Genomic DNA, 25014 nt, shown 5'->3' on the forward strand with positions numbered 1-25014 from the left:
AGACCGAATGTCCAACATGGCGATTCAGATGGAAAAGAACGCTTTTTCCCAGGAAAAGGACATCGATCTGGCTCAGTACTTTCACGTGCTGTGGCGATACAAATGGCGCATCCTGCTGTTTTCCGGCTTGGTGACTTCGGTGGTGGTGGCCATTTTGCTGACCGTGTCGCCGTCCTACCTGGCGGGCGCCAGGCTGCTTATCGAATCTGAGCAGGCCAAGGCGGTGTCCATCGAGGACGTTTATGGCCTGGACTCCTCCAAGGATGAGTACCTGCAGACTCAGTTTGAGATCATCAAATCCCGCAAACTGGCGGAGCGGGTTATCGAACGGATGGATTTGGTGCGTCACCCGGAGTTTGTGGTGGATGAGCGCGCGCCCTGGCTGCAGAAACTGCTGTCTTATGTGCCCACCGCGCCGGCCCAGGACCCCATGGAGGTGGTCAGAGGCTGGTTTGATTGGGTGCCGATGGATCTCACGCCTAAGCCGGTGGACGAAGCCCAGAAGCTGGCGACCCAGCAGATACTGCTGCTGAATGAGTTTCGCAAACGGCTGGTGGTGGCCCCGGTGGCCAACACCCAGTTGGTGGACATCGGCTTCTACGCCCACGATCCCAACCTGGCGGCCCAGGTGGCCAACACCATGGGCGAGATCTACATCGAAAACCACCTGGATGCCAAGCTGGCGGTGACCCGCAAAGCCTCGGAGTGGCTCAGTGCCCGGCTCGATGAGCTGCTGGTGGGATTAAGGTTATCGGAGGAGCGGCTGCAGAGTTTTCGCGAGCGCGAGGGCCTGCTCGACATCGATGGTACCGTTGGCCTGGTCAGCAAAGAGATGACCGAGCTGTCTGAGCAATTGTCGCTGGCCCGTCAGCGGCGGGAAGAGGCCAAGTCGCTGCTGGACCTGGTGCGCCGTAAAGGCAGCAATAACATCGACAGCTTAGACGGGTTGGCGGAGATCAGTGGTCACCGAATGATCCAGGAGGTGCGCAAGTCTGAGGTCACCGCCGCCGCCAATGTGGCAGAGTTGTCCAAGCGCTATGGCCCCAAACACAGCAAGATGATCGCCGCCAAAGCCCAGTTGGCGGATGTGCGTGCCAGCATGCGTGGTCAGGTGAAAAAGCTGGTGAGAGGCATCGAGCAGGAGTATCAGACCGTGGCCGCCAGTGCCGAGGCGCTGGAAAAGCAGATGGCGGCAGTGAAAGGCAAGTATCAGGAACAGAGCCGGGTTGAGGTGGAATACCGGGAGATGCAGCGGGAGGTGGAGTCCAACCGTCGAATCTATGAAACCTTCCTCAATCGAATGAAGGAAACCGGCGCGGTGGCCGATTTTAATGCCGCCCACGCCCGCTTTACCGATTATGCCACGCCGCCCCTGTACCCCGCTAAACCCAACAAGAAAGCCATTGCCGTCGGGGCTCTGGCGATGTCGATGATCATCGCTTGTCTGATCTCCCTGGTTCACAACGCCATCACCGACACCATCACCTCCGGGGATCAGGTCGAGAGCAAGCTGTCCAGCAAGTTGCTGGGGGTGATTCCGCTGCAGAAACACCGGGGGCGGCTGGATCCGGAACACTTCTTTACCAAGGAGGCCAGCAGCTTTTCCGAAGCCTGGCGTACGGTGCGAACCGGTTATCTGCTGTCGCACCTCGAAGACAAAGCTCACACCCTGTGCATCACCTCGACGGTGCCGGGAGAGGGCAAAACCACCTCCTCGTACAACTTTTCACTGGCGCTGTCGCAGTTGGAAAAGGTGCTGTTGATCGAGGCCGATCTGCGCAAGCCGGTGATGGGGGGCATGCTCAACCTGCCGAACTACCAGCCGGGGTTGTCGAACCTGATCACCGGCACCCACAAGCTGTCCGATTGCCTGTTTCAGGTGCCGGATACCCAACTGCATGTGATGGTTGCCGGCACGCCGGTGTCCAATCCACTGGAGTTGATCGCATCGCAGGCGTTCAAGCAGATGCTGGAAAAACTCAAGCCTCAATTTGACCGAATCATTGTCGATACTGCGCCGGTGGATGTGGTCAGTGATGCGCTGGTGATCTCGCGCCGGGTCGATTCCACCCTGTATGTGGTTAAGTGCGGCAAGGTGCGCAGTGACCTCATTAATCGTTCACTGGCCCGGTTGTTCACGGCCCAGGCCAGGGTCGATGGCGTGGTGCTCAATGCGGTGCCCAAAGACTTGGCCACCTACAAGCGCTATCAAAGCTATTACGGCACCGGGAGCGATAACGGATGATCGATCTCCACTGTCACATGCTGCCTGAAGTGGATGACGGTGCCCGCACGATGGAGGAGGCACTGCAGATGGCGCGCATGGCCTGGGAGGAGGGCATTACCCATGTGGTAATGACGCCCCACATTCATCTGCGCCGCTACCCCAATAGCCTCGACAGCTTGAAAGGACCGTTTCAGGCCTTGCAACAGGCCTTGCATAGCAGCGGCTGCCCGTTGCAGATCGCGTTGGCGGCGGAGGTGAGAATGGCGCCGGAGTTGCTGCTCAATGATGCCTGGAAGTCTCTGCCTAGCCTGGGTACTTGCCCTCAAGGCCGCCGGGTGCTGCTGCTGGAGATGCCTTACAGTCATGTGCCGGCGGGCACCGAGCAACTGCTGCGGTGGTTGCTGGGACAGGGGGTGCTACCGGTGATTGCCCACCCGGAGCGCAATCGTGAGATCATGGCCCATCCGCCATTGGCGCTAAGCCTGAAGGCCACCGGTGCCTACCTGCAGGGAACGGTTGGCGCATTTGTGGGGCAGTTCGGCGATGCGGTGAAGCGGGTCGCCTGGGAGCTGTTGGACAAAGGGGGCTACTGGTACCTGGCCACCGACAGCCATCGAATCGACAAACGTCCGCCGCGGGTGACCGAGGCGCTGGATCGGCTCAGGCAAAGTTGTGGTGAGGCATTGGTGACCGACATGACTCAGACTCGGCCCTGGAGCCTGGTTCAGAGCCGTTTCCGTCAGTAACCGGTCATCTCAATGAATCCTTCGCCCTGCAGGCTACCGTCGGCCTGGACCGGCCCTTCCCAATAGGGGATGCTCAGCCGGTTACGTTGATCGCTCATGCGGGTCTCGATGCGGCCGCTGAGTTGATGTTCGGGCAGGCTCAGTTGCCAGCCCACCGGATAGCGGACGCCGTCCAGGGTCGACCAGGCATCGGCGTCCCAGCGGATCTGCTCCCCCTTGAGCGGGGTCACCCTTCCGTCGGCCTCGATAAGACTACCGGAAAAGTAGTCGTCCAGCGCCGGGCTGCGCATGCGGAACACCATTAAGGCGCGTCCATCTTCAAGGTGAAGCGACAGCCAGTCCCAGCCCTGATAGTCGCTGGCCATCAGCTGACTGGACCATTCCCTGTCCATCCAGGCTTGGCCCTCGAGCGCCAGCGCCTTGGTCTGCTCATTGGGGGTGAACTGCCCGGTGGCAGACAGGTGGGGCAGGCTGTAATAGTGGGAGGCGTGATCCGGGTTGGGGGTTTTCTGACTGAAACCGTCACGGCCATGCAGCACCAGCGGGCTGTCAGACAGGGTCAGGCTCAGCTTGCCCATGGGGCTATCGGCGCTTAATTGCAGTGGCAGAAATTCGCTGCCGCTGGAGGCCAGTTGCCAGTGATCCAGCCAGGCCGAGAAAGGAGCCGCGCGAACCCCGGCCTGGCCACTGCCGCCCCTGGCCCAACGTTCGATGGCATGATGGCGGCCCTGATACTCGATGGCCAGGTGACTGAACCACAGCTGGCCGTCATTCCAGCTGGTGTCGGTGTCTGCGGAGACCTTGCTGCGAAACAGGGTCCATTGCAGTCCCAGAGGCTGGCCTTGCGGGTCGTTCAGGTTGGCGGTCAGGTACCACCATTCCAGGCCGTACTCGGGGTGGGCACCGTGATCCAGGGGAAAGGTCAGTCGGTATTCCGGCGTGACCTGTCGCAGTTGCGGATGCAGCGATTGATGCCAGCCAAGGCCTTGGCTTGTTGGTGGCGGCGATGCGTCAGGTTGGCAGGCACACAGCGCCATGGTCAGCAGACCCAAAACAGATCGGCTCATCAGGTGACCCCCTTCAGTAGTTTCGATATCGGGCTGTTGGAGAGACGCCACAGGGGCCACAGGGCGGCCAGTGCCAACGCCAGCAACAGACTGGCCAGCAGCCCGGGCCAGTCGCCAACCAGCCAGTGGACCGGCATGGTCCAGCCAAAGGCGACCCGGTTGACCAGTTGCAGCAACAGGTAGCCCAAACCGACGCCCAGGGGCAGGGCGACCACCAGCGCAAACACCGCGATGATCAGCAGCTGTGCCAACTGGGCCAGCAACAGTTGGGTGCGGCTGACGCCCAACGCCATCAGGGTGGCCAGTTGGTTAAGGCGGTGGTGCTCCACCGACGACAGCGCCGCAAACAATCCCACCGCCGCCACCATCAGGGTCAGCACGTTCAATGCGGTGGTCACGGCAAAGGTCTGGTGAAACATGCTGGTGGCAATGGCGCGAATGTTCTTGCGTTGAATTACCTGTGACGGCGACAGCCACTGCAGCAATCGTTGATAGACGGCGTCGATCTGTCCCTGCTGTACGTTGAGGCTGTAGCCGGCAAAGGGCACGTCGCCGAGTTGTGCCTGCATCATGGCCGGACTGATGAAGCTTTGGGCATTGAGGTTGCCGTAGTCGTAAAATACCCCGACCAGCTGGCACTGAAACTCGGGGTGGCCGCTGTCGTCGATGTTGATGGCCTGTCCCAACGTCAGCCCGGCCATTAACTCGCTGCGTTCATTGACCAGGCAGCCGCCTTCAAACAGTCGGCTCTGCCACTGGGGCAGGGCAGTTTTCAGCGGCAGGTGGCCATAGTGCTCGCCGCTGTCCCCCAGGCTGGCGATGCTGCCAGGCACGCCGGCGATGCGGGCTCGCTGGTGCTGAAACGGGGTGATGCGGGTGATCTCGGGCATCTGATTCAGCCGCTGCAACCACGCTGAATGTTCCCCTGGCGGTGGCCGCACATAGAGATCGGCGCTGATCCTCTGGTTCAGATAACCGGTCAGAGCCAGCTCAAAACTGCCGACCACCATGCGCATGCCGACGGCGGCGGCCAGCGCCAGCATAATGGCGATCATGGCGACGCGGGTGGTCCGTTGCTGTTCATCGAGATCGGCCATGATCCACCGGCCCATGACTCCCGGCAGGGGAAGGGTGGCCACGGCCCGGCAGCAGGCCTGCAACCAGGATGGGGTGATGGCGGCACCGGCGAATAACAACAGCCCACACAGGGACAGGGCGGCAGCGGTGGTGTTGACCCGGGGGGCCAATACTACCAGCGCCAACAGCAAGATCAGCCCCAGTCCCAGCAGCCATCGTCCCTGCTGCTGCTGTTGACGCTGACGGGTGCGAATGCCAAGGCTCAGGGCCACCTTGGGGTCGAAATAGAGCGATAGCAACACCAGCATTACGGCGCCAAAGGTCACCAAGGCGGACAGCAGCAGCGGGATCCACAGGCTTTGGACGCTGAGCTGGTCTTCAAAACCGTACAGGGAGGCCAGGGTCATCTGTACCTGGGGAATCCAGGCGCTGGCGAAGTAGCTGCCCAGCACCGCACTGATGGGAACCGCCAGCACACCCACCAGCATCAATTCGACGATCACCGCGGTCATAATGGCCCGCTGGCTCACGCCCAGACTCCGCAACTGCGCGATAAGCGGGGCCCGTTGACTCAGGCTGAAGCGCAGGGCGTTAAACGCCAGGAACAGCGATACCGCCAGGGCCATCAGCGCCAGAGCGGTCAGGTTGAGGTGAAACGACTGCGACAGCTGGCCGAACTGGGTGGCTTCTCCCTGCGCTTTCAGGGTGGCGTCGGCCGGCAGTTGCTGACGGATCTCGGTTCGGGTCATTGCCGCCAGAGTAGGCAGGGTCAGATAGCTGACGCGGTCCTGGCTGCCGGTGAGACTGGCGACGTCGGCGATGTCCATCAGTATCCAGGGGCCAAGGTCCGGCACCAGGGCGATGGGGCCGATAGTAGCGCCGCTGTCCAGCTCAACCTGTGTCCCTTGCTGCCAGCCTCTGCTGTTGGCAAATTGACGGTCAACCCAGGCTCGGGATGACTCTGGTTCGGTGGCGTTGCCGGTGCCCAACTGGGCCAGGTACGCCAGTGGGTCGATGCCGCGGATCAGCAGCGGTCGATGTTGGGCGTCGATCAGTTTGGCATTGAGGACCGGGCTGGCATCGATGCCCTGGCGTCGCAGTGACACCCACAAGGATTGAGGCAGATAGCCCTCCCGTTGCCTCGGCTCGATCTGCCAGCCGGTGCCGGCCTGAGCCTGTTGCTCGCTGAGGGCATAACGGGCTTTGGCTTCCTGGTTGATGGTTTCTACCCCGACCATCAGGCTGGCGCCGAGCACCAGGCCCAGCAGCAGAAACAGCAACTGCCAGGGGTGGCGGCGATAGTGGGAGGTGAGGGTAAGCTGGGCCCAGCGCCATTCAATCATGTAACCGGCCCTGGCGAAGATGAAGGGTGCGCTCCAGGGTGGCCGCAACCCGGCTGGAGTGGGTGACCATCACCAGAGTTTGTCCCAGTTGCCGGGTGAGCTGGGCAAACAGCGTCATCACTTCGTCACCGGTTTGCTCATCGAGGTTGCCGGTGGGTTCATCGGCCAGGATCAGTGTCGGCTGGTGAGCCAGGGCGCGGGCGATGGCGACGCGCTGCTGTTCGCCGCCAGACAATTGATCCGGGTACAGATCCCACAGCGGCATCAACCCCAGTGGCGCGGCAATGGTGTCTTTGACGGCGCGTTCGTTATTAAGCGCATTGAGGCGGTGTTGAAACAACACGTTGTCGGCGACAGTCAGGGTGGGTAACAGATTGAATTGCTGAAACACCAATCCGATGCGTTTGCGGTACTGGCACAACTGGGCTGGAGTGCGGCCCTCCAGAGTGTCACCGTCGACCTGAATGTGGCCGCTGTCGGGGTGCTCCAGACCGGCGATGAGGTGCAGCAGCGTGGATTTACCGGCACCGCTTTCCCCCATGATGGCCAACCGTTCGCCGGAGGCCACCTCCAGGTCGCAGTGATCCAAAATCTGCCGTTGGCTGCGTCCCTGAGTTCGGTACAGATTGACCTGGTGCACCTTGATCATTGCGGATCTCCTTGGTCTTCCTTAACCCTAATATAGATAAAAAAACTGTTTAATTCATGAAGTTATTACGTTCCATGCTGCAAATGGATTATTCGAATATAACGTGCATTCATCCGGTTAGTTATCGGTATTTTATGTGGTCTTACCTCGTCAGCTTGGTGTAAGTTTGACCAGGGAAAGGGAGCCAAGCCAGTGCTGGCGTGGGTTTAGCGAATTTCAATAGCTTATTGTGGCGGACTTAATTCACCGGCGACTGTGATAAGAGTTGCTGGAATTATTGCCCATGCTTTAACACAATGTAACCGGTTTTAATGGATGATGGACGCCGTCCCCGGAACAATAGCGACAATCAAGGCCCCAGAGGGCCAACCGGGAGCGCGTGCGCACAGAGAGTGTGCTTTGGAGGCGAGGGATGAGTGAGTTTAATAATACCTACAACCGGGCGGTGTGGTTTGACATTCCGGTCGCCGATCTGGATCGGGCCGCGGCGTTTTACTCCCGAGTGATGAACGTCGGCGTTAGCTTTGAGGAGCAGGACGGTTTTCGGTTTGCCGTTCTGGCCCATGAGTTTGGTAATGGCGGTTGCCTGGTGGTGGATGAGGTTCGCATCAGCAGCCAGCAAGGGCCATTGTTGTACCTGAACGTGGATGGCCGCCTCGGAGAGGCCCTGGACGAGGTTACGGCGATGGGTGGCACGGTGCTCGAGGGGGCACACCAGATCGGCCCCCACGGCTACCGGGCCTTGATTCTCGACAGCGAGGGTAACCGACTGGCACTGCACTCGGGGCGAACGGACACCTAGAGCTGTTGTGGCAGTGGTGTCGTACAGGGCGATAATTGTATACAATTATCGCCCTGTCTATTTTGGAGTCATGGACGATGCGCGATACCACGGTTGCCGGTCTGATAACCCGAGAACACCGCTTTCAACTGCCTGTGGATTATACCCAGCCTCAGGGTCAGACCCTGGAGGTGTTTGCCCGGGAGTTGTGCGACCCTGAGCGGGCCAGTGAGCGTCTGCCTTACCTGGTGTTTTTTCAGGGAGGCCCCGGTTTTGCCGCGGTACGGCCGCTTTCCCGCAGTGGCTGGATCGATCGGGCCCTTCAGGAGTACCGGGTGCTGTTGCTGGATCAGCGCGGCACCGGCCTGTCGACACCGATCCACGCGGAAGCCCTGGCCAGCATGAGCCTACCTCAGCAGGTGGCCTACCTGAGTCAGCATCGGGCCGACAACATCGTCCGGGATGCGGAAGCGATACGCCAGCAGTTGATAGGGGATGTCCCCTGGACGATTCTGGGGCAGAGCTTTGGTGGTTTCTGCGTACTTCGTTATCTCTCTTATGCGCCGGAGTCTCTGACCGAGGCCTACATAACCGGCGGCATTCCGTCGTTGCAGCGCAGTGCCGATGAGGTGTATCAGGCCACGTTTCAACGGGTGGCGGATAAGAATCGAGCCTTTTTCCGGCGTTTCCCCAAGGCGCAGGGGATGGCCGATCGCATCGCCGACTACCTGGATCAACACCGAGTCTGCCTGCCGGATGGTGAGCGATTGACGGTGGAACGATTTCAGTTGCTGGGACTTCACCTCGGTGTCGAGGAGGGGCCGGAGGCACTGTATTATCTGCTCGAGCAGGCATTGCTGCCCACAGCGGCGGGCGAGATCATCAACCCGCTGTTCCTGCATGGGGTGATGCAGATGCTCGATTACGATACCAACCCGCTGTTTTCGATATTGCATGAACCCATCTACAACCAGCAACGCGCCTCAGACTGGGCCGCACACCGAGTTCGGCAGGGGTTGCCGCAATTCTGCTATCAACCCGGTAAGCCGCTGTGTTTTACCGGTGAGATGATTTTCCCCTGGATGTTTGAGCAATTTTCCCGGTTGCGGCCTCTGCAACCGTTGGCTCAGGCGCTAGCTACTAAGGCCGATTGGCCGGAACTGTACGATCTTGACCGGTTGGCGGTGAACCCGGTGCCGGTGGCGGCGGCGGTGTACACCGAAGACATGTTTGTGGAGTACGCGTACAGTGAAGAGACCCTGGCGCAGGTGGCCAACCTCAACGCCTGGCGTACCTCAGAATACGAGCACAACGGCATTCGCATGGACGGTTATCGAATCCTGGATCGGTTGATTAGGCTGAATCGGGGACAGCATTTGCGATAGTGCAGGCGTGTTCGACGGACTGCTTCTGCTGGCGGCGGGTACTAATGAGTTCACTGAGTGCCACCGGCGGACTGAAATAGTAGCCCTGAAACGAGTGGCAGCCGCGCTGGGCCAGATAGTTCAGTTGCTCCTGGGTTTCCACCCCCTCGGCAGTGACTGGAATGCCATAGATTTCAGCCACCCTCAGAATGACATCCACCAATGAGCGGGTGTGGGCCTGACCACTGAGGCTCAATTCGTTGACAAAGCTGCGGTCAATCTTGAGGCGATCGATGGGGTAGTGTTGTAACTGATTAAAGGCGGTATAGCCGGTACCAAAGTCGTCCAGAATGATGCGTATACCGTGCTGCCTCAGTTCGGTCAGCATCTTCAGCCCGCTGGGTTTGTGACTCACCAGCCCGGTTTCGGTCAGTTCCAGATCCAGAGTGTTAAGGTCAATGTCATGGCGGTTGGCCAGCATGATGATCTGGGCTGGCAGTTTCGGGTTATTGAGCTCCAGCGATGAGATGTTGATGGCCACCCTCAGATCGCGAACGTCGTTGCGATGTTCCTCTTTCAGGGCGCCGATCTGTCGAAAACAGAGTTCGATGACCCACAGATCGAGCTCGTAGATCATGCCGTATTTTTCGGCAACCGGAATGAACAGATCCGGGCCAATTCCCTCCAGATCCGGATGGGTGCATCGAATCAGGGCTTCGGCACTGGTGCACCAAGGTTTGTCTCTCTGGTGAATGGGCATGAACTTGAGCACGAAGGCGCCTTCGTCCATGGCCTTGCGCAGCCCTTGTTGAATGCGGGCTTCGCGCTTCATCTCGATGGCCATCTCTTCGCTGAAGCAGTAGGTGTGCCCGGGCAGGGCCAGTTTGCCCAGGGTGGTGGCGCTGTTGGCCTGCACCAGTTTTTCCGAGGCGGACTCATTGCCTCGGCGGGAGTACCCCAGGGTCACCGAAATGGCCAGGGTATGTTCCTGGATGTGGTAGATGCCCACGACCTGCTGGCGAATCAGGTCCGCCAGGGTGTCGTTGCGTACTTTCGGTGCCAGGTACAGGCCGACGATAAACTCGTCACCACTGCTACGGGCAATCAGGCTGGAGCCGTCGATGATGTAGCCATCCTGGCTGAGTATCGACGGCAACCGTCTTAGCCGCTTGGCGATTTCGGTCAGGGCCTGATCGGCGATGGAACGGCCATAGCGTTGGTTAATGCCTTTGAATTGATCGATGTTCAGTTGCAGCATACACAGCTGTGGTGCTGCCGGAGGTTGATTCTGTATCCACTGTTCCATGGCGCGGCGATTGTCCAGGCCGGTGAGCGGATCGGTCAGGTGAGAGCGCTGCAGGTTGCGGTAGCTGCGAATCTGGCCATGCACATAGAACCAGATAAAGCTGTAGGTGATGATCACCGAGATGCTGTATCGGATCAGTGATTCTAATTCGACGCTGTGGGTGGCGGCCATAAAGCTAACGAAAGAGTACAGGATCCCCAGGGTGCCGGCATACTTAAACGGCATGATGCAGAACAGGCCGGCGGCCACCGGGAACACGAAAAACAGCCCGCGCAGGCCGTGGCTGTAGGTGAAGATCGAGATCGCCACCATCATCAACAACGAGTACCCCACCAGCAGCGGCCGAGATTCCTCCCCGCGCCGGTAGCATTGCCACAGTGAGATGGCGAGCAGCGGTGCAGCCAGCAGTTCGATCATTCCCGCGCGAGGCTGGTCGCTGTTGACCAGGTGGTGAATGGCAAAACCGATGGTGGAGATCAGGGTCAGCCAGTGCAGACTGATGATGATCGGTAAAGACATGTGGCGGGAAGAGAGCATCGTTTTGAATTCTGGTGCTTATTTTTTCCAACATGGTAACAGCCCGACAAACAGATGTCAGGATGGTTAACCTTTGTTTAGAGCGAAAATTCAGACAAAAAAAGGCCGCCGAAGCGGCCTTGTTGCTGTGGCTGGGTGTTAGCTGTGCTGATCCTGATAAGGACGGCCGTAGTAGCTGTCCAGCAGCAGTTGCTTGAGCTCTTTGATCAGTGGGTAGCGTGGGTTGGCGCCGGTGCATTGATCGTCGAAGGCTTCTTCGGCCACTTCATCCAGTTTGGCCAGGAATTCGGCTTCGTTGACGCCTGCCGCCTGAATGGAGGCCGGAATCTCCAGCACTCGCTTCAGCTCTTCGACCTTGGTGATCAGTCGCTCCAGCTTCTCCTCGTCGCTGTTGCCACCCAGGCGCAGGTGATCGGCGATGGCGGCGTAACGGCACAATGCCTGAGGCCGGTCATATTGGCTGAACGCGGTTTGCTTGGTGGGCAGGTCGGTGCCGTTGAAGCGCATCACGTTGGTGATCAACAGGGCGTTGGCCAGGCCGTGAGGCAGGTGGAACTCGGCGCCGATTTTGTGGGCCATGGAGTGGCAGATCCCCAGGAAGGCGTTGGCAAAGGCGATGCCGGCAATGGTGGCCGCATTGTGAACCTTCTCTTTGGCCTTGGGGGCTTCGGCGCCACCGAGGTAGCTGTCCGGCAGGTGCTTAAACAGCAGATCCAGCGCCTGCAGTGCCTGGCCGTCGGAGTACTCGTTGGCCATGACGGAGACGAAGGCTTCCAGGGCGTGAGTGACGGCATCGATGCCACCAAAGGCGGTCAGCGATTTGGGCATGTTCATCACCAGGTTGGCATCTACGATGGCCATATTGGGGGTCAGCTCGTAGTCGGCAATCGGATACTTGGTGCCGGTTTTCTCGTCGGTCACCACCGCAAACGGGGTCACTTCCGAGCCGGTGCCTGAGGTGGTCGGAATGGCAATCAACTCCGCCTTGGTGCCCATTTTCGGGAAGCGGTAGATGCGTTTGCGAATGTCCATGAATCGCAGGGCCAGATCGGCAAAGTCTACTTCGGGGTGTTCGTACATCACCCACATGATCTTGGCGGCGTCCATGGGCGAGCCGCCGCCCAGGGCCAGGATCACGTCGGGCTTGAAGCTCTGCAGCATCTGCGCGCCACGCTTGACCACGTCCAGAGTTGGGTCTGCTTCCACCTCGTAGAACACCTCGACTTCCAGGCCCTGGGCCTTGAGGATACGAATGGTTTCGTCGCAATAGCCATTATTGAACAGGAATTTGTCGGTCACGATGCAGGCGCGCTTGCGGTCGGACAACTCTTCCAGTGCCACCGACAACGCGCCGCGGCGGAAATAGATCGATTTCGGCAGTTTGTGCCACAACATATTTTCGGCTCGCTTGGCTACGGTTTTCTTGTTGATCAGGTGCTGAGGGCCGACGTTTTCCGAGATGGAGTTGCCGCCCCAGGAGCCGCACCCCAGCGTCAGCGATGGCGCCAGCTTGAAGTTGTACAGATCGCCGATGCCCCCCTGAGACGCCGGCGTGTTGATTAGGATGCGGGCAGTTTTCATCCGCTGGCCAAACAGGCGAATGCGGTCGGTCTGCAGATCCTGATCGGTATAGAGCGCCGAGGTGTGCCCGATGCCTCCCAGGGCCACCAGTGCTTCCGCTTTTTGTACCGCATCTTCAAAGCTCTCGGCTCGGTACATGGCCAGTGTTGGCGACAACTTCTCATGGGCAAAGGGCTCGTCCACCGTGGTTTTGCTGACTTCGCCAATCAATACCTTGGTCCAGGAGGGTACCTTGACGCCGGCCATTTCGGCGATCTTGGCCGCAGGCTGGCCGACAATGTCGGCGTTGAGGTTGCCGTCGGTCAGCAGTACTTTGCGAACCTTGCCGGTTTCCGACTTGTTGAGCAGGTAGCCGCCGTGGCTGGCAAAGCGCTCGCGCATCTCTTCGTAGATGCTGTCGACGACGATGACCGATTGTTCCGAGGCACACACCACGCCGTTGTCGAAGGTTTTCGATAGCAGGATGGAACTGACCGCCCGTTTGATGTCGGCAGTCTCGTCCACCACCACTGGGGTGTTGCCGGCGCCAACGCCGATGGCGGGTTTACCGGAGCTGTAGGCGGCTTTGACCATGCCGGGACCGCCGGTGGCCAGAATCAGGTTGATGTCGTTATGGGTCATCAGATGGTTTGACAGCGCCACCGACGGTGTTTCGATCCAGCCGATGATCTCTTTAGGAGCGCCGGCGGCCACGGCGGCATCGAGTACCAGTTTGGCGGCCGCGTTGGTGGCGGTTTTGGCCCGAGGGTGGGGCGAAAAGATGATGCCATTACGGGTCTTGAGGCTGATCAGCGCCTTGAAAATGGCGGTCGAGGTCGGGTTGGTGGTGGGGACAATGCCGCAGATGATGCCCACGGGTTCGGCGATGGTGATGGTGCCGCCGGTCTCATCCTCTTCGAGAATGCCGCAGGTCAGTTCATCCTTGTATTTGTTGTAGATGTACTCGGAAGCGAAGTGGTTTTTGATTACCTTGTCTTCCAGCACCCCCATGCCGGTTTCTTCAACCGCCTGACGGGCCAGAGGGATGCGGGCATTGGCAGCAGCCAGTGCCGCCGCCCGGAAAATGGCATCGACCTGTTCCTGACTAAAGCTGGCAAATTCTTGCTGCGCCTTTTTGACTCGAGCCACCAGGGCATCAAGTTCGGCAATGTGCTTATCAGCCATCTAAACTATCCTCAAATTTTAAAAACACTTTCCTCTGAATGCGGCTTCAGTATAGGAGTGGAAACCGGAGTCAGGAAAAGTGTTCTCCCCACGTGTAATAAAATTACACTTAATGCGGTTACATACTGTTAACTGCCTCACGTTTGAGGCAAGAGAGATGTAGTTTAATGACGAATCAGATTAGTAAAACTAATTGAAACATCGATGGCGGAGTGGAAAATTTCACTTTTCCGAGCCGGGCAATTTCACTACAGTATGCCCCTTGATAATTACCCTCCTGTTAGAGGCTTAGAACCAGAGTGGACTTCTACTTACTGCTGCAATTTTTCCTGGGATTGGTGGCCATCATTAACCCCATTGGCCTGTTGCCTGTATTCGTATCTTTGACCAGTCATCAAAGCGAACAGGAGCGACTGGCTACTGCCAAGGTGGCCAATCTGTCGGTGGTGGTCATTCTACTTATTACGCTGGTGGCCGGTCAGTTGATTCTGAATCTGTTCAGCATCTCGATTCCAGCATTTCGCATCGCCGGCGGGGTGTTGATCACCTTCATTGCCATGTCGATGTTGCAGGGTAAGCTGGGTGAGGTAAAACACAACAAAGAGGAAGACCGGGAGGCGGCGGCCAAAGAGTCGGTTGCCGTGGTGCCGTTGGCGTTGCCTTTGATGGCCGGCCCCGGCGCCATCAGTTCGGTGATTGTGTTTGCGTCACAGCACCGGGACGTGCAGTCGATGATCGGCATGGCGGTGTGTATCCTGGCGTTTGGGGTTCTCAGCTGGTTGGTGTTCAGGACGGCGCCGGTGATTTTCCGAGTACTGGGAAAAACCGGCATTAACGTGATCACCCGTATTATGGGCCTGTTGATGATGTCCATCGGCATCGAGGTGATCGCTGCCGGACTGAAGACGTTGTTTCCGGCACTGAATTAACAAAGGGGAAGCCATGATTGTCATTACCGGTGCCAGCAGCGGCCTGGGTGCCGCGTTAGCGCAGCAGTATTCGGCGGCGGGCAACGAGGTGTGCCTGGTGGGGCGCAGTTCGCAGCGACTGGCGCGGCTGAGTGAGTCGTTGCCAGGCAAGTCTCAGTGGCACAGCGTGGATCTGACCTGTGAGTCACAAGTGGCAGCCTTGTTTGATTCCTTGTCGACGCCACCGACTTCGGTGCTGCATTGCGCTGGCAGTGGCTTGTTTGGTGCGTTTGAACAGCACAGCGAGGCGCAGATTCGGCAGTTGCTGGACAACAATGTATTGACGGCGGCACTGCTGTTACAGCAGGTGGTCAGCCGTTACCGGGAGACCCCGATGCAGGTGGGCGTGGTGATGTCGACGGCGGCCTTGAAAGCCAAAGCCAATGAGGTGGCCTATTGCGGCGCCAAGTGGGCGGTTCGCGGCATGCTGGAGTCGTTGCGGGCGGAGTTGAAAGCCAGCCCGCTGCGCCTGGTGGGGATCTACCCAGGTGGCATGGATACCGGTTTCTGGCAACACGACGACAGTCGGGATTATCTGGATGCCAGTGTGTTTATGTCGGCCGACGACGCCGCTGCCATGGTGATTCAGGGGCTGGCGGCTTGCGAAAAGGGCTTTATCTCAGACATCACCATCAGCCGCGGTTAGCCCGACAGCAATGCCTGCCTGGCCAATGGGGCCAGCAGCATGATCAGCAGGATCGCCACGGTTGAAAACTGCAACCAGTGATCCTGCAGATTTTCCAATTCGCTGATCCGTTGACGGCCATCGATGTTTTTATTGTGCTGTGTCTGATAGTAACGAAAAGCCCAGTAGCCATTGCCAATCATCAGCACCGCCAAGGCGGTCAATACACGCCACTCCATTTGCGCCTCCTGCCAGCTTCAAGCCTCAGAGTCAGTTATACCGGATTTCATCAGTAAAGGAAGTCGCTCATCCTTTGATGAGATGTTATCAATTGTGATTGCATGTTACGCATTATGATCGATCTCCCTGATTGTTCTAGGGGTATTGGCATAGATTTTGTTCATCAATGATCAAAACAGTGAATTGGATCACGCCTGGTCTGAGAGTGATGGTCTATTTTTTCACCATTGAAATTGACCAACCGATTCCGCTGCTGAGATAAGGAGATCTGGCCGGACCCAGAAACGAGGTTCAGATGCGACAGACCGAAATGGCACAATTTGGCTTATTTGCCCGTCAACTGATTAAGCAAGCCGCTGCGATAGTGATGACACTGCCCAAAGAGACTCAACGCCTGAAGCGCCACTCTCAGTTGCAGGCGTGTCTGTATGAATGTGAAAACCGTGCCATGGAACTGGTGATGTCGAAAAGCGCCAATCAGTTGAACCAACTGAGCGGTGCCATTACCGCCAGTGTGGAGCTGATCGGCAATTGCTGCGACCACCCAGGTCTGTCCGATGCGGATCAGCATGGTCTGGACATGGCCCTGGCCAACATCGCCTTGATCCATACTCGCTGTAAAAGGTTGCTTCAACAGGCCGACAACGTGGTGCCGTTTCCACGGGCGGTCAATGCCTAGGTGGCAGACCGATGAGAACGAGTTAGGCCCGGCATTGCCGGGCCTTTTTTTGGCAGAGCGGTTACCACGACTGCCGCAGAATCAGTCGGTGGTAACCAAGGTGCAGCTCAACGGATCCTCAACCCGAATGACCCCGAATGCATCGGTATGAGCCAGCAGTTGTTGCTTGCTAAATTGGCAGTCCATTAGGGTTAGCTCCTGCTGCAGCAGCCGAATCCGGTACTCGTTGTTAACGTAGTCGGGATTGTTCAGTGTCAGCCGCGGCAGGAACAGGTCTTGATCTAGGTCGTAGTTCGGATCGGCGCTGGAGAAGCCGTAGTGATATCGTCGATTGTTGCTTGTCCGCACGCGAGGGTCCTTTACCTGAGCGATGGAAAACGGCTGGCCGTCACCGACTAATTCGAATGCCATCTGGTTCAGATCCAGTGGGGCAGGGTAATCCCGATAGCGAAGTTGTACCTTGAGGGTATGGACCCCCTGATAAGGCGTCAGTGCTTGCGGCAGTTGCAAGCGGCTGTCGTAGAATTCCGCTAACAGGTTGTATAAGTCCGGGTCGGTGTTCTGTAAATGTTGGTGCAGATCCGTGTCCCGATCCCAATCCTGCTGGGCCTCGGTCGCTCTTAGGTTGTGCCACAGTTCGGAGCCCACAGCCAGGTATTCATAGCGATTGGTATTGATGTATCCCAGCGAGCTGCGGCTGTTTTGCCATCGTCCTTCGGCCATGGCCTGCTGATAGCTTTGTTGCAGGCGGTTGTCGAATTCTGGCATCAGATCAGACAAAGCCAATAGATGAATCGAGTGGGTTAACTCATGAATCATGGTGTTGCCCCGGTCCGGATTGTTGCCAGCCGCTGTGTATTCTAATGCCGATGAGGTGACTCCCATCAAAGGCAGGTCTGGCGTGGCACCGTAGCCGGCCACGTCTTCAAAGCTGGCATATTCGGGAACGGTCTTGGAGCCATATTGACCGTAGGTTGTAGCAAAAATAACCACACGGAAGTTGCGTTGCAACAGCCGATCACGAATCTGAGGCTGCAGGCCGGGGATCAACGCTTGGTCACTGAGTTGATGGGCGATAACTTCGGCAGCGTTTTTCAGCAAGGTGTCATCGACCTGACTTGGGGCAAGAACGGGAATGCCCCAAACGCGAATCATCTTGTGGTAATAGTCGGTGTTGAGCCGATAGCGGCTGACAACCTCATCAGGAATCGGTGAAGTGATCACCATTTCAGCGGCAGACATCTGAGGCTGGCTCGCCGGAGCGGTTTCTGTCGAATTGATGGGAGACGTGGAGTTATTTCCTGAGCCGCAACCCGCCGTCAGCAGCACGGTCAGTGTCGTAAGGAACAGCAGTGGTTTCATGGTCAATACGCTGATGGAATCAATGCCAAAACGGTAGCGTTTCTGTGAGGCATCCACAATGGTGAATTTATCGTAAACCTTTGTATTTACTTATTTTTCACCTGGGTGTTGTCATGATAAAACAGCCTGCTGCTTGAGGCGATGCTGTGATTGAAAACGGTGTTAACCTATTGATTTTTTGGATTTTGTTCTCAATGTGGGCCGTTACACAATGACTCGGGTAAAAGCCTCAGTTTGTGAACACGCTCACGCGCTGGCATCCCGGCTAGCTCGGCTGTCATAGCCATTGGCGATGATCGCCTCTCACCTGCTCAAGGCCTTGCGCCATGATGGTTTCCGCTTGTTGTTGACTCAGGCAGGGGAGGAGATAGCGACCGCTGGCCAGCGATAGCCTCAGGGTCATTAGCTGGCGCGATGTCATCGCCGGGGTTTGCACCGTAGTGACACTTTGCCACTTTGACCAGGGCAGCAGCGTCAGGCTCTGTCCGAGTAGTCCATGGCGAATCCACAGGCCGCAGGCATCGCTGGCATAGCCCCAGTGGCGCCAGCGCAGCCAGCAAGCCATCGCCACGGCCGGCCACAGTCCCACCAGAAGCAGCGCCAACTGAAGGACACTCAGATCGGTAATGGCGGCCACCAGTGCGGTCAACGTCAGCAGCGCCAGGCTGCTCCAGCCGATACGCCGCCACAGCCAGAACCGGTCGATGGCCGTCCATTGCTCGGGCAGTCGAAAACGACGGTCGATGCGCGTCAGGCTTGTCTGAGTCTCGGTTTCGCTCAGGGCCGGCAGATGCATGGCGTTACTGTGGTTGGCATCGTGGCCGGATCCTTGTACCTGTTTGAGGGTCAGTAGCCACAGACCGGCTATCCTGGCAAGGCCCGACTGGCGCAGCTGCAGGGACTGGATGCGATGAGTCTGCATCAGATCCTGTTGCCTGGTGATCACGCCACCGGTTCGTTGCAGGCGGGCGTCGCCAAAGCTGAGTCGATAGGGATGGTATTTGAGCAGGCAGGCCAGCCCGGAGGCCAACGACAGCAGCAGATAGCACAGCAACAGAAACAGCGCAGCCACCAGCGCCACAGACAGGGGCGTTTCCGGCATTAACACCGATGTGCCTGTCGTCCACTGTGGGTTTTGTGCCAGCCATTGTTCATCAATGAGCCAATCCGACTGACTCAGCACTGGGCCGAGCACCACGGCTAACCAGGTCAGATTGTTGAAACAGACGCCATGAACAAACAGCTGAGCCGGGGTGCGCCTCAGGGCGTCGCAAGCCGGCGCCGGCGCACTGGTCGGTGTCGACAGCGTCGCCGGCACCAGTTGCAGCTTGAGCGCCTGGGCTTCAGACCCACTGATGGCAAACAGAGTGGCTTCACTGCCTTGACTGCCGGCGGTCTCGATAATCAGGTTGACCTTGTCGATGATCCGCAGCGGCAACGGCTGGTCGATGCGGACATTTTGAATTCGGGCCAAGGGAATTCGTTGCTCGGTTTTAAACAGTGCGCCGGTACGCAGCTCAAATCGCTGCTGAGCTTGGTCCAGGGCGTAGTGAAAGCGCCACCACTTTAGCCAGGAGAGTGCCAGGGTGTGGACCAGCAACAGCATCAGTGCCGTCAGCCAGGCGGCTTTGGGAAGCCCATCCATGGCACCGGTAAAGGCCACCGGTATCACATAGATGCCGAATTTCAGCTTGTCGATGAGGCCCGCCGTCGAAAACACGGCGATGGCCCAGGGGGAGAGGCGTCGCCACAATAGCGAGTCAGCTTTCATCGGACTGGACGCCTGCGTGATCCATCAGTTGTTGCCGAAGCTGTTCGGCCAGCGACGGCTCCAGTCCCGGCAACACGATCTCAGCCTGCGGCGACCCGGCGCTGTAGCCATTCAGAGTGGCCAGATTCAACCGCCGTTCCAGCGGCCCCTGGGTGACGCTGACATGTTGCAGCCGGCTAAGTGGCAGGCTGATGCGTTGTTGCCATATCAGACCACTTTGCACCACCACATCGCCCGGCCTCAGGGCATAGCCGAGCCGCTGTGCCTTCAGGCGCCGAATCACCACCGTCGCCAACATCAGCAACATCGACAGCAACACGGTTGCCCCTATTAATGGCAGCGTCGCCTGCTGTCTGAAAATCAGCATGGTCAACAGCGCCACACTGGGCAGCAAAATCGTGGCCACCGCCGTCAGCGTGACCAGGGTGAGGTAGGCTGGAGAGACCGGCTGGTAGTCAATCTGTCGTATGGGGCGCCACGACGGCGGCGGAATGGGGGTATCGGCTTCCATACGCTTTCCTTGATTGGGGTCCGTGCCAGAAACGTTAAGCCAATGCGGTCGTGGGTACAAGGGAAAACCGCCGTACCTCAGTTGGGAAGTGGTTGTTTTATTCTGATATTTTCACGGTTGTTCGTTTTTTTTGACATTGATGAATTTTATGCACTCTCAGCCTGGTTTTTATACTGACCAGAAAATCCGCCTAAATGATAGCCTGCTCAATTGCTTAGGTTAAAACCCTCTGCTAGCTTCAATAGGGTTGGGTAAAAAATAACCAGATGTCGCCATCATTCAGAACAGGGACCCGTTGCCAATGCAGACAATGAATTTCATGGACTCGATGTTCTTTTTCGTCGAGTCTGCGCAAACCCCTATGCACGTTACGCCTTTACTGGTGTTGCAGCCGGATGCCGAGCACCGGGAGGGCTTTGCGCTGACCCTGTACCGGAAGCTGCAAGGAAAAACGGATGTGGTGGCTCCCTTCAACTGGCGCCCCCGTTTTAGCCTCACCGGCAAGCATCGCTGGCAGGAGGTGGCCGTGGATCTGGGCTATCACCTTCGATTTGCGGCGGTGCCCGCTCCCGGCCGTCAGGCACAGCTTAATGAGCTGATCTGCCGGATTCAGTCTCAGCCCCTGGACCGCACTCGGCCACTGTGGGAGCTGTACGTCATCGATGGCATGAGTGATGGCACCGTGGTGCTGTATCTGAAACTGCATCATGCCCTGTTCGATGGTGCCCGCATCAATGGCTATGCCCAAAACATGCTGACACGCTCGCCGGACCACAGTGACTGGGTGCCGATCTGGCAGCATCAAGTGCATGCGCCACGGCCGGACGTTCCCGCTTCGGGACGGCTGAAAACTGCACTGGAGTCACTGGATAACACCCTGACTCAAGCGCGGATGCTGCCCCAGGCGATACGACTGGGGGCCAGAGTCGTTGGCGGCGCTCTGGGGCTGGTCCCATCCGGTGCCAAGACGCCGCTGACGGCGCCCAGGAGTATACTCAATACCACGCCGGCTTCGGGCCGCAGTTTTGCGACGCAGCAGTGGTCGCTGGCGCGGGTCAAAGCCATTGGTAAACTCACCGGCGCCAGTTTCAATGACATCATTCTTACCTGCGGTGACATGGCGCTGCAGCGCTACCTGAAACGCAATCACAGCTTGCCGGACAAGCCTCTGGTGGTCTTGATGCCGATGAATGTGCGCCAGCCCGGAGACATGATCAGTAACAACCAGTTTGTCCCCGGCCTGGTGGAGCTGCAGCCACCGGAACTGTTACCGCTACCACGCCTGAGGCGAATTCAGTCGGCCGCCAGGGATACCAAGAATGAGATTCGCGAATTTTCGCCTTCATTGTATGAGAAATACGGGGTGCTGATTCAGGCGGTGTCGATGATTGCCGCTAAGTATGGTCTGGAGTCGAAATGGCCGGCGTCCTCCAACTTGGTGATCTCCACCGTCCCTGGTCTGGAGCAAACCCGCTACCTGATGGGGGCCGAGGTGGTGCAGATTGCGCCGATGTCGGCGTTGCCGCCGGGCCAATGCCTCAACATCTCTGCCTATACCTATAACGGTAAGGTGTGCCTGGGCCTTTTGGGGTGTCGTAAGGTGCTGCCAGACATCGGCCTGTTGGCCAGCGACATGCAAAGGGCCCTGGATGAGTTGGAGCTAGCAGCCCTGACTCAGCCTAAGACCAGTATGTTCGACAGATACTTACCTCACCTGGTAAACAAAAGAGTCAGTTTACACCCGAATCAAGAAGGCGTTATTCTGGAATCCAGGCAACCCTCCGGAGTACGTTGATGAGTCAGGATGATTTCGCCCACAGTGTGGTCAATGCTCAGCCAAGCTGGCAAAGCCGAGTGTTTAACCGGGTGCTAAAACATGGGTTCAAACGCCGGATGCAGCGTGTCGGCGACGTGTACCGAATCCGCGATATTGCCGCCAGTTTTGACAACATAGGCATGATGGCGCCGATGCCGTCCGGAGTGACGCAACGGGCCGAGTTGGTGAAGGGCCTCAGTTGCAACTGGTTGACGCCGGATGGCGGCAGAGAAGATCGGATCATCCTCTATTTTCACGGCGGCGGATTTTGCATCAAGACCCCCAACATGCACACCGCCATGCTGGCGAAACTGTGCAAACAGGCCAAGGTTCGTGGCGTGATGGTGGATTACCGTCTGGCGCCGGAACACCCGCTGCCGACCGCTCACGACGACTGTTTTGCCGCCTATGAGCGGGTATTGGATTCGGGCTTTGATGCCGACAAGGTGGTGATTGCCGGTGACTCTGCCGGTGGCAACCTGGCGCTGTCGACCCTGATGCGCATTCGCGACAGTGAGTTGCCCAGTCCCGCCGGCGGTATTTTGTTCTCGCCCAGCACCAACCTGGCGCTGTCGGCGGAAGCGGTACTGGCCAATCTGGACCGGGACCCGATGTTGTCGGCGACGTTTTTAACCATCATGAAGGAGTGCGCCCTGACCCGGCCTGAACTGGCTCTGGATCCCATTACCTCGCCCTATCATGGTCGCCACCATGACTTGCCGCCGATGATGGTGGTGGTGGGAACCGAAGAGGTGCTGCTGGAGGATGCCCGCCAGATCAGCGCCAAGATGCAGGCCTCGGGAGTGAAGGTGAACCTCGACATCTGGCAGGGCATGCCCCATGTGTTTCCGCTGCTGCACCGGCTACCGGAAGGGGAGCAGGCGCTGGCCCAGAGTGCGCGTTTTATTCGCCAGTGTCTGGATTAAACCACTGCTGGACAAAATCCAGAAACAATCGCAGCTTGTGGGTCATCAGCTGGCGATCGGTATAGACACCGTAGAGATCCATGGAGCCGAAGTCATGGTCGCCCATCACCTGAACCAGGGTGCCGGCGGCCAGGTCGTCACGCACGTCCACCTCGGCAACCCGGGCGATTCCCAATCCTTCCAGAATAAACTGCCTTCGCGCCAGTGAGTTGTCGGTGATCACGTCGCCGTCCACCGTTACCTCAACCAGTTTGCCGTCGATGCCGACGTTGATGCGGTTGGGATGGCGGGCCAGTTGATGAATGATCCAGTTGTGCCCCGATAGATCTTCAATGGCGACGGGCGGCCGGTGGCGCTGAAAATATTCCGGGCTGGCGCACAACAGATAGGGGCAATGCAGTACTCGCCGGGCGACGAGTTGGCTGGCGGGCAGGGGGCCCAGACGAAAGGCGACATCGATGTTCTCGGCCACCAGTTCGTGCATCTGGTCGTTCATCATCACCTCGATGCCGATACTGGGGTAGCGGCGTTTAAAGGCGATGATGGCTGGCACGATGTGACGGCTGCCAAAGTTGGCGGAGCAGGTGACCTTGAGGGTGCCGGTGGCTTGCCCCTGCAGTTCCGCCAGGCGCTCTTCGGCGGCCTGGATCTCTGCCTGAACCCGAATGCAGCTGTGAAAATAGTCCTGACCCGCCTCGGTGAGGCTCAGCTTGCGGGTGCTGCGGTTCATCAGTTTGACCCCCAGCCGCGACTCCAGCTGTTTGAGCTGTTGGCTGACGGCGGCTTTGGATAACTTCAGCTTTTTGGCGGCGGCGGTGAAGCTGCCCTCGGTGACCACGGTGGCAAAGATGCGCATGTTGTCCGATGTGGTTTTCATTAACCCTGGCATTGTTCAGTTCTGGTTTACAGTGTTATAGCAAAAACGATGATTTACATACAATAGGCAGAGGCTACAATGCCTGTGTTCTCTGATCATCCCGGTGACAAAAACAAGGAGTCTGCCGTGAACAATTTTGATTATCACAACCCCACCCGCATCCTGTTTGGTGAAGGCGAAATCGCCAACATCGGCAACTACATTCCTGCGGGAAGTAAGGTGATGGTGCTGTACGGCGGGGGCAGCATCAAGGCCAATGGTGTCTACCAGCAGGTCAGCGATGCTCTGGCAGAGTTTGACTGGGTCGAGCACGGTGGCATCTCCCCCAATCCCAAGTACGATGAGCTGATGGCGGCGGTGAAGATGGTTAAAGCGCAGCAGGTGGACTTCCTGCTGGCGGTGGGCGGTGGTTCGGTGGCCGATGGCACCAAATTCGTGGCCGCGGCGGCGAAATATCAGGGACAGGATCCCTGGGACATCCTGGCTAAGCAAGTGCCTGTCACCGAGGCGTTGCCTCTGGCCACCATTTTGACCCTGCCGGCCACCGGCTCCGAAGCCAATGGCAACTCGGTGGTGACCCGCGGTGAAGACAAGCTGGCGTTCAACTCACCACTGGTATTCCCCCAGTTCTCGGTGCTGGATCCTACCACCACCTATACCCTGCCGGCCCGCCAGGTGGCCAATGGGGTGGTGGATGCCTTTGTGCACACCATTGAGCAGTACCTGACCTACCCGGTGAACTCGCCGATTCAGGACCGCTTTGCCGAGTCGCTGTTGCTGACCCTGATTGAAGAGGGGCCCAAGGCGATGGCGGATGTGGGTAAACCGGCGGAGCAGCAAGACTACGACGTGCGGGCCAACATCATGTGGGCGGCGACCCTGGCCCTTAATACCTTGATCGGCAAAGGCGTGCCTCAGGATTGGGCCACTCATATGATTGGTCATGAACTGACCGCGGTGCTGGGGCTGGATCATGCCCAGACTCTGGCGGTGGTGCTGCCGAGCCTGATGCAGGCTCAGCGTCAGCCTAAGCGCGAGAAGCTGCTGCAATACGCCGAACGGATCTGGGGCTTGAGCGACGGCGACGAAGAGGCCCGCATCGATGCGGCCATTGCCAGCACTCGTGCCTTCTTCGAAACCATGCAGGTGAAGACTCGCATCAGTGACTACGGTCATGGTGCCGAAGTGGTCGATACCCTGATGGCGCAGTTGGAACGTCATGGCATGGTCAAGCTGGGTGAGCGTGGTGACATCGATCTGGCTAAGAGCCGGGCGATTCTGGACGCGGCAGTGTAATCAGACTTGCTGCTGTGAACCGATGCGGTCCGGCCTGTTACAGGCCGGACTTTTTTTTGCTTGAATTAGGAGACGATGGCGAAAATGGCGTGTGTTGGCGC

The 25014-nt window shown here is 58.2% G+C and carries 20 protein-coding genes; 10 read left to right on the forward strand and 10 right to left on the reverse strand.

What is annotated here, in order from left to right; genetic code table 11:
• The first annotated feature begins 7 nt into the window (after positions 1 to 7).
• Both H598_RS0103355 and H598_RS0103360 read left to right on the forward strand, forming a co-directional pair.
• Positions 8 to 2245: a GumC family protein gene (locus H598_RS0103355; RefSeq protein WP_084144302.1), complete on the forward strand. Its 2238-nt coding sequence runs from the start codon at positions 8 to 10 to the stop codon at positions 2243 to 2245.
• Positions 2242 to 2973 (forward strand): tyrosine-protein phosphatase, encoded by a 732-nt coding sequence (locus tag H598_RS0103360; RefSeq protein WP_028111739.1) that lies wholly within the window; start codon positions 2242 to 2244, stop codon positions 2971 to 2973. The genes H598_RS0103355 and H598_RS0103360 overlap by 4 nt, the downstream gene beginning before the upstream one ends.
• Here the strand turns inward: H598_RS0103360 and H598_RS0103365 are convergent.
• The 3 genes from H598_RS0103365 to H598_RS0103375 are packed head-to-tail and all read right to left on the reverse strand — an operon-like array spanning position 2967 to position 7109.
• Positions 2967 to 4040: a lipocalin-like domain-containing protein gene (locus tag H598_RS0103365; protein ID WP_028111740.1), complete on the reverse strand. Its 1074-nt coding sequence runs from the start codon at positions 4038 to 4040 to the stop codon at positions 2967 to 2969. The genes H598_RS0103360 and H598_RS0103365 overlap by 7 nt on opposite strands.
• On the reverse strand, positions 4040 to 6460 hold the full coding sequence (locus H598_RS0103370) for an FtsX-like permease family protein (protein ID WP_028111741.1): 2421 nt from the start codon (positions 6458 to 6460) through the stop codon (positions 4040 to 4042). The genes H598_RS0103365 and H598_RS0103370 overlap by 1 nt, the downstream gene beginning before the upstream one ends.
• Positions 6453 to 7109, reverse strand: coding sequence for an ABC transporter ATP-binding protein (locus H598_RS0103375; RefSeq protein ID WP_028111742.1), 657 nt, complete (start codon positions 7107 to 7109; stop codon positions 6453 to 6455). The genes H598_RS0103370 and H598_RS0103375 overlap by 8 nt, the downstream gene beginning before the upstream one ends.
• Before the next feature lie 412 nt (positions 7110 to 7521).
• Between H598_RS0103375 and H598_RS0103380 the strand changes: the two genes are divergently transcribed.
• Positions 7522 to 7911 (forward strand): VOC family protein, encoded by a 390-nt coding sequence (locus tag H598_RS0103380; RefSeq protein ID WP_028111743.1) that lies wholly within the window; start codon positions 7522 to 7524, stop codon positions 7909 to 7911.
• Between the two features lie 77 nt (positions 7912 to 7988).
• The gene (locus tag H598_RS0103385; RefSeq protein ID WP_028111744.1) at positions 7989 to 9275 is read left to right on the forward strand and encodes an alpha/beta fold hydrolase; all 1287 of its coding nucleotides are present in this window, start codon (positions 7989 to 7991) and stop codon (positions 9273 to 9275) included.
• On the opposite strand, the gene H598_RS0103390 is transcribed toward H598_RS0103385, so the two are convergent.
• Both H598_RS0103390 and adhE read right to left on the reverse strand, forming a co-directional pair.
• The gene (locus tag H598_RS0103390; protein WP_028111745.1) at positions 9244 to 11097 is read right to left on the reverse strand and encodes a putative bifunctional diguanylate cyclase/phosphodiesterase; all 1854 of its coding nucleotides are present in this window, start codon (positions 11095 to 11097) and stop codon (positions 9244 to 9246) included. The two genes, H598_RS0103385 and H598_RS0103390, sit on opposite strands and share 32 nt — an antisense overlap.
• A 138-nt stretch (positions 11098 to 11235) precedes the next feature.
• The gene (adhE, locus tag H598_RS0103395; RefSeq protein ID WP_028111746.1) at positions 11236 to 13842 is read right to left on the reverse strand and encodes a bifunctional acetaldehyde-CoA/alcohol dehydrogenase; all 2607 of its coding nucleotides are present in this window, start codon (positions 13840 to 13842) and stop codon (positions 11236 to 11238) included.
• Positions 13843 to 14141: 299 nt separating this feature from the next.
• Between adhE and H598_RS0103400 the strand changes: the two genes are divergently transcribed.
• Both H598_RS0103400 and H598_RS0103405 read left to right on the forward strand, forming a co-directional pair.
• The gene (locus H598_RS0103400) at positions 14142 to 14771 is read left to right on the forward strand and encodes a YchE family NAAT transporter (protein WP_028111747.1); all 630 of its coding nucleotides are present in this window, start codon (positions 14142 to 14144) and stop codon (positions 14769 to 14771) included.
• A gap of 13 nt (positions 14772 to 14784) precedes the next feature.
• Positions 14785 to 15456, forward strand: a complete 672-nt coding sequence (locus tag H598_RS0103405; RefSeq protein ID WP_028111748.1) for an SDR family NAD(P)-dependent oxidoreductase — start codon at positions 14785 to 14787, stop codon at positions 15454 to 15456.
• Here the strand turns inward: H598_RS0103405 and H598_RS0103410 are convergent.
• Positions 15453 to 15674, reverse strand: a complete 222-nt coding sequence (locus H598_RS0103410; protein ID WP_028111749.1) for a hypothetical protein — start codon at positions 15672 to 15674, stop codon at positions 15453 to 15455. The two genes, H598_RS0103405 and H598_RS0103410, sit on opposite strands and share 4 nt — an antisense overlap.
• A gap of 296 nt (positions 15675 to 15970) precedes the next feature.
• Between H598_RS0103410 and H598_RS0103415 the strand changes: the two genes are divergently transcribed.
• On the forward strand, positions 15971 to 16354 hold the full coding sequence (locus H598_RS0103415) for a hypothetical protein (protein WP_028111750.1): 384 nt from the start codon (positions 15971 to 15973) through the stop codon (positions 16352 to 16354).
• Between the two features lie 81 nt (positions 16355 to 16435).
• Here the strand turns inward: H598_RS0103415 and H598_RS0103420 are convergent, their stop codons facing one another.
• The 3 genes from H598_RS0103420 to H598_RS23215 all read right to left on the reverse strand — a co-directional run bounded on the left by H598_RS0103420 (position 16436) and on the right by H598_RS23215 (position 19998).
• Complete coding sequence (locus H598_RS0103420) at positions 16436 to 17773, reverse strand: hypothetical protein (RefSeq protein WP_028111751.1); 1338 nt, start codon at positions 17771 to 17773, stop codon at positions 16436 to 16438.
• A gap of 220 nt (positions 17774 to 17993) precedes the next feature.
• Positions 17994 to 19487, reverse strand: coding sequence for a PH domain-containing protein (locus tag H598_RS0103425; RefSeq protein WP_028111752.1), 1494 nt, complete (start codon positions 19485 to 19487; stop codon positions 17994 to 17996).
• Complete coding sequence (locus H598_RS23215) at positions 19477 to 19998, reverse strand: PH domain-containing protein (RefSeq protein ID WP_051252346.1); 522 nt, start codon at positions 19996 to 19998, stop codon at positions 19477 to 19479. The genes H598_RS0103425 and H598_RS23215 overlap by 11 nt, the downstream gene beginning before the upstream one ends.
• Before the next feature lie 301 nt (positions 19999 to 20299).
• Here H598_RS23215 and H598_RS0103435 point away from each other — a divergent pair, with 301 nt between their 5' ends.
• Positions 20300 to 21793 carry a wax ester/triacylglycerol synthase family O-acyltransferase gene (locus tag H598_RS0103435; RefSeq protein WP_084144303.1) on the forward strand — a complete coding sequence of 498 codons (1494 nt, stop codon included), beginning with the start codon at positions 20300 to 20302 and terminating at the stop codon, positions 21791 to 21793.
• A complete protein-coding gene (locus H598_RS0103440; protein ID WP_051252348.1) occupies positions 21793 to 22740 on the forward strand; it encodes an alpha/beta hydrolase in 948 nt (315 codons plus the stop codon). The genes H598_RS0103435 and H598_RS0103440 overlap by 1 nt, the downstream gene beginning before the upstream one ends.
• Here H598_RS0103440 and H598_RS0103445 read toward each other — a convergent pair.
• On the reverse strand, positions 22718 to 23617 hold the full coding sequence (locus H598_RS0103445; protein WP_028111755.1) for a LysR family transcriptional regulator: 900 nt from the start codon (positions 23615 to 23617) through the stop codon (positions 22718 to 22720). The genes H598_RS0103440 and H598_RS0103445 overlap by 23 nt on opposite strands.
• A gap of 126 nt (positions 23618 to 23743) precedes the next feature.
• Here H598_RS0103445 and H598_RS0103450 point away from each other — a divergent pair, with 126 nt between their 5' ends.
• Positions 23744 to 24913, forward strand: a complete 1170-nt coding sequence (locus tag H598_RS0103450; RefSeq protein WP_028111756.1) for an iron-containing alcohol dehydrogenase — start codon at positions 23744 to 23746, stop codon at positions 24911 to 24913.
• Positions 24914 to 25014: the final 101 nt, after the last annotated feature.

Origin of the sequence: Ferrimonas kyonanensis DSM 18153 (assembly GCF_000425405.1) — a bacterium.
Classification (GTDB): domain Bacteria; phylum Pseudomonadota; class Gammaproteobacteria; order Enterobacterales; family Shewanellaceae; genus Ferrimonas; species Ferrimonas kyonanensis.

Coding starts and splice junctions, on each gene's coding strand:
- adhE (WP_028111746.1), bottom strand. CDS start 13,842: ATGGCTGATAAGCACATTGCCGAACTTGATGCCCTGGTGGCTCGAGTC.
- H598_RS0103390 (WP_028111745.1), bottom strand. CDS start 11,097: ATGCTCTCTTCCCGCCACATGTCTTTACCGATCATCATCAGTCTGCAC.
- H598_RS0103380 (WP_028111743.1), top strand. CDS start 7,522: ATGAGTGAGTTTAATAATACCTACAACCGGGCGGTGTGGTTTGACATT.
- H598_RS0103385 (WP_028111744.1), top strand. CDS start 7,989: ATGCGCGATACCACGGTTGCCGGTCTGATAACCCGAGAACACCGCTTT.
- H598_RS0103415 (WP_028111750.1), top strand. CDS start 15,971: ATGCGACAGACCGAAATGGCACAATTTGGCTTATTTGCCCGTCAACTG.
- H598_RS0103440 (WP_051252348.1), top strand. CDS start 21,793: ATGAGTCAGGATGATTTCGCCCACAGTGTGGTCAATGCTCAGCCAAGC.
- H598_RS0103425 (WP_028111752.1), bottom strand. CDS start 19,487: ATGAAAGCTGACTCGCTATTGTGGCGACGCCTCTCCCCCTGGGCCATC.
- H598_RS0103365 (WP_028111740.1), bottom strand. CDS start 4,040: ATGAGCCGATCTGTTTTGGGTCTGCTGACCATGGCGCTGTGTGCCTGC.
- H598_RS0103410 (WP_028111749.1), bottom strand. CDS start 15,674: ATGGAGTGGCGTGTATTGACCGCCTTGGCGGTGCTGATGATTGGCAAT.
- H598_RS0103370 (WP_028111741.1), bottom strand. CDS start 6,460: ATGATTGAATGGCGCTGGGCCCAGCTTACCCTCACCTCCCACTATCGC.
- H598_RS0103355 (WP_084144302.1), top strand. CDS start 8: ATGTCCAACATGGCGATTCAGATGGAAAAGAACGCTTTTTCCCAGGAA.
- H598_RS0103445 (WP_028111755.1), bottom strand. CDS start 23,617: ATGAAAACCACATCGGACAACATGCGCATCTTTGCCACCGTGGTCACC.
- H598_RS0103405 (WP_028111748.1), top strand. CDS start 14,785: ATGATTGTCATTACCGGTGCCAGCAGCGGCCTGGGTGCCGCGTTAGCG.
- H598_RS0103375 (WP_028111742.1), bottom strand. CDS start 7,109: ATGATCAAGGTGCACCAGGTCAATCTGTACCGAACTCAGGGACGCAGC.
- H598_RS23215 (WP_051252346.1), bottom strand. CDS start 19,998: ATGGAAGCCGATACCCCCATTCCGCCGCCGTCGTGGCGCCCCATACGA.
- H598_RS0103435 (WP_084144303.1), top strand. CDS start 20,300: ATGCAGACAATGAATTTCATGGACTCGATGTTCTTTTTCGTCGAGTCT.
- H598_RS0103360 (WP_028111739.1), top strand. CDS start 2,242: ATGATCGATCTCCACTGTCACATGCTGCCTGAAGTGGATGACGGTGCC.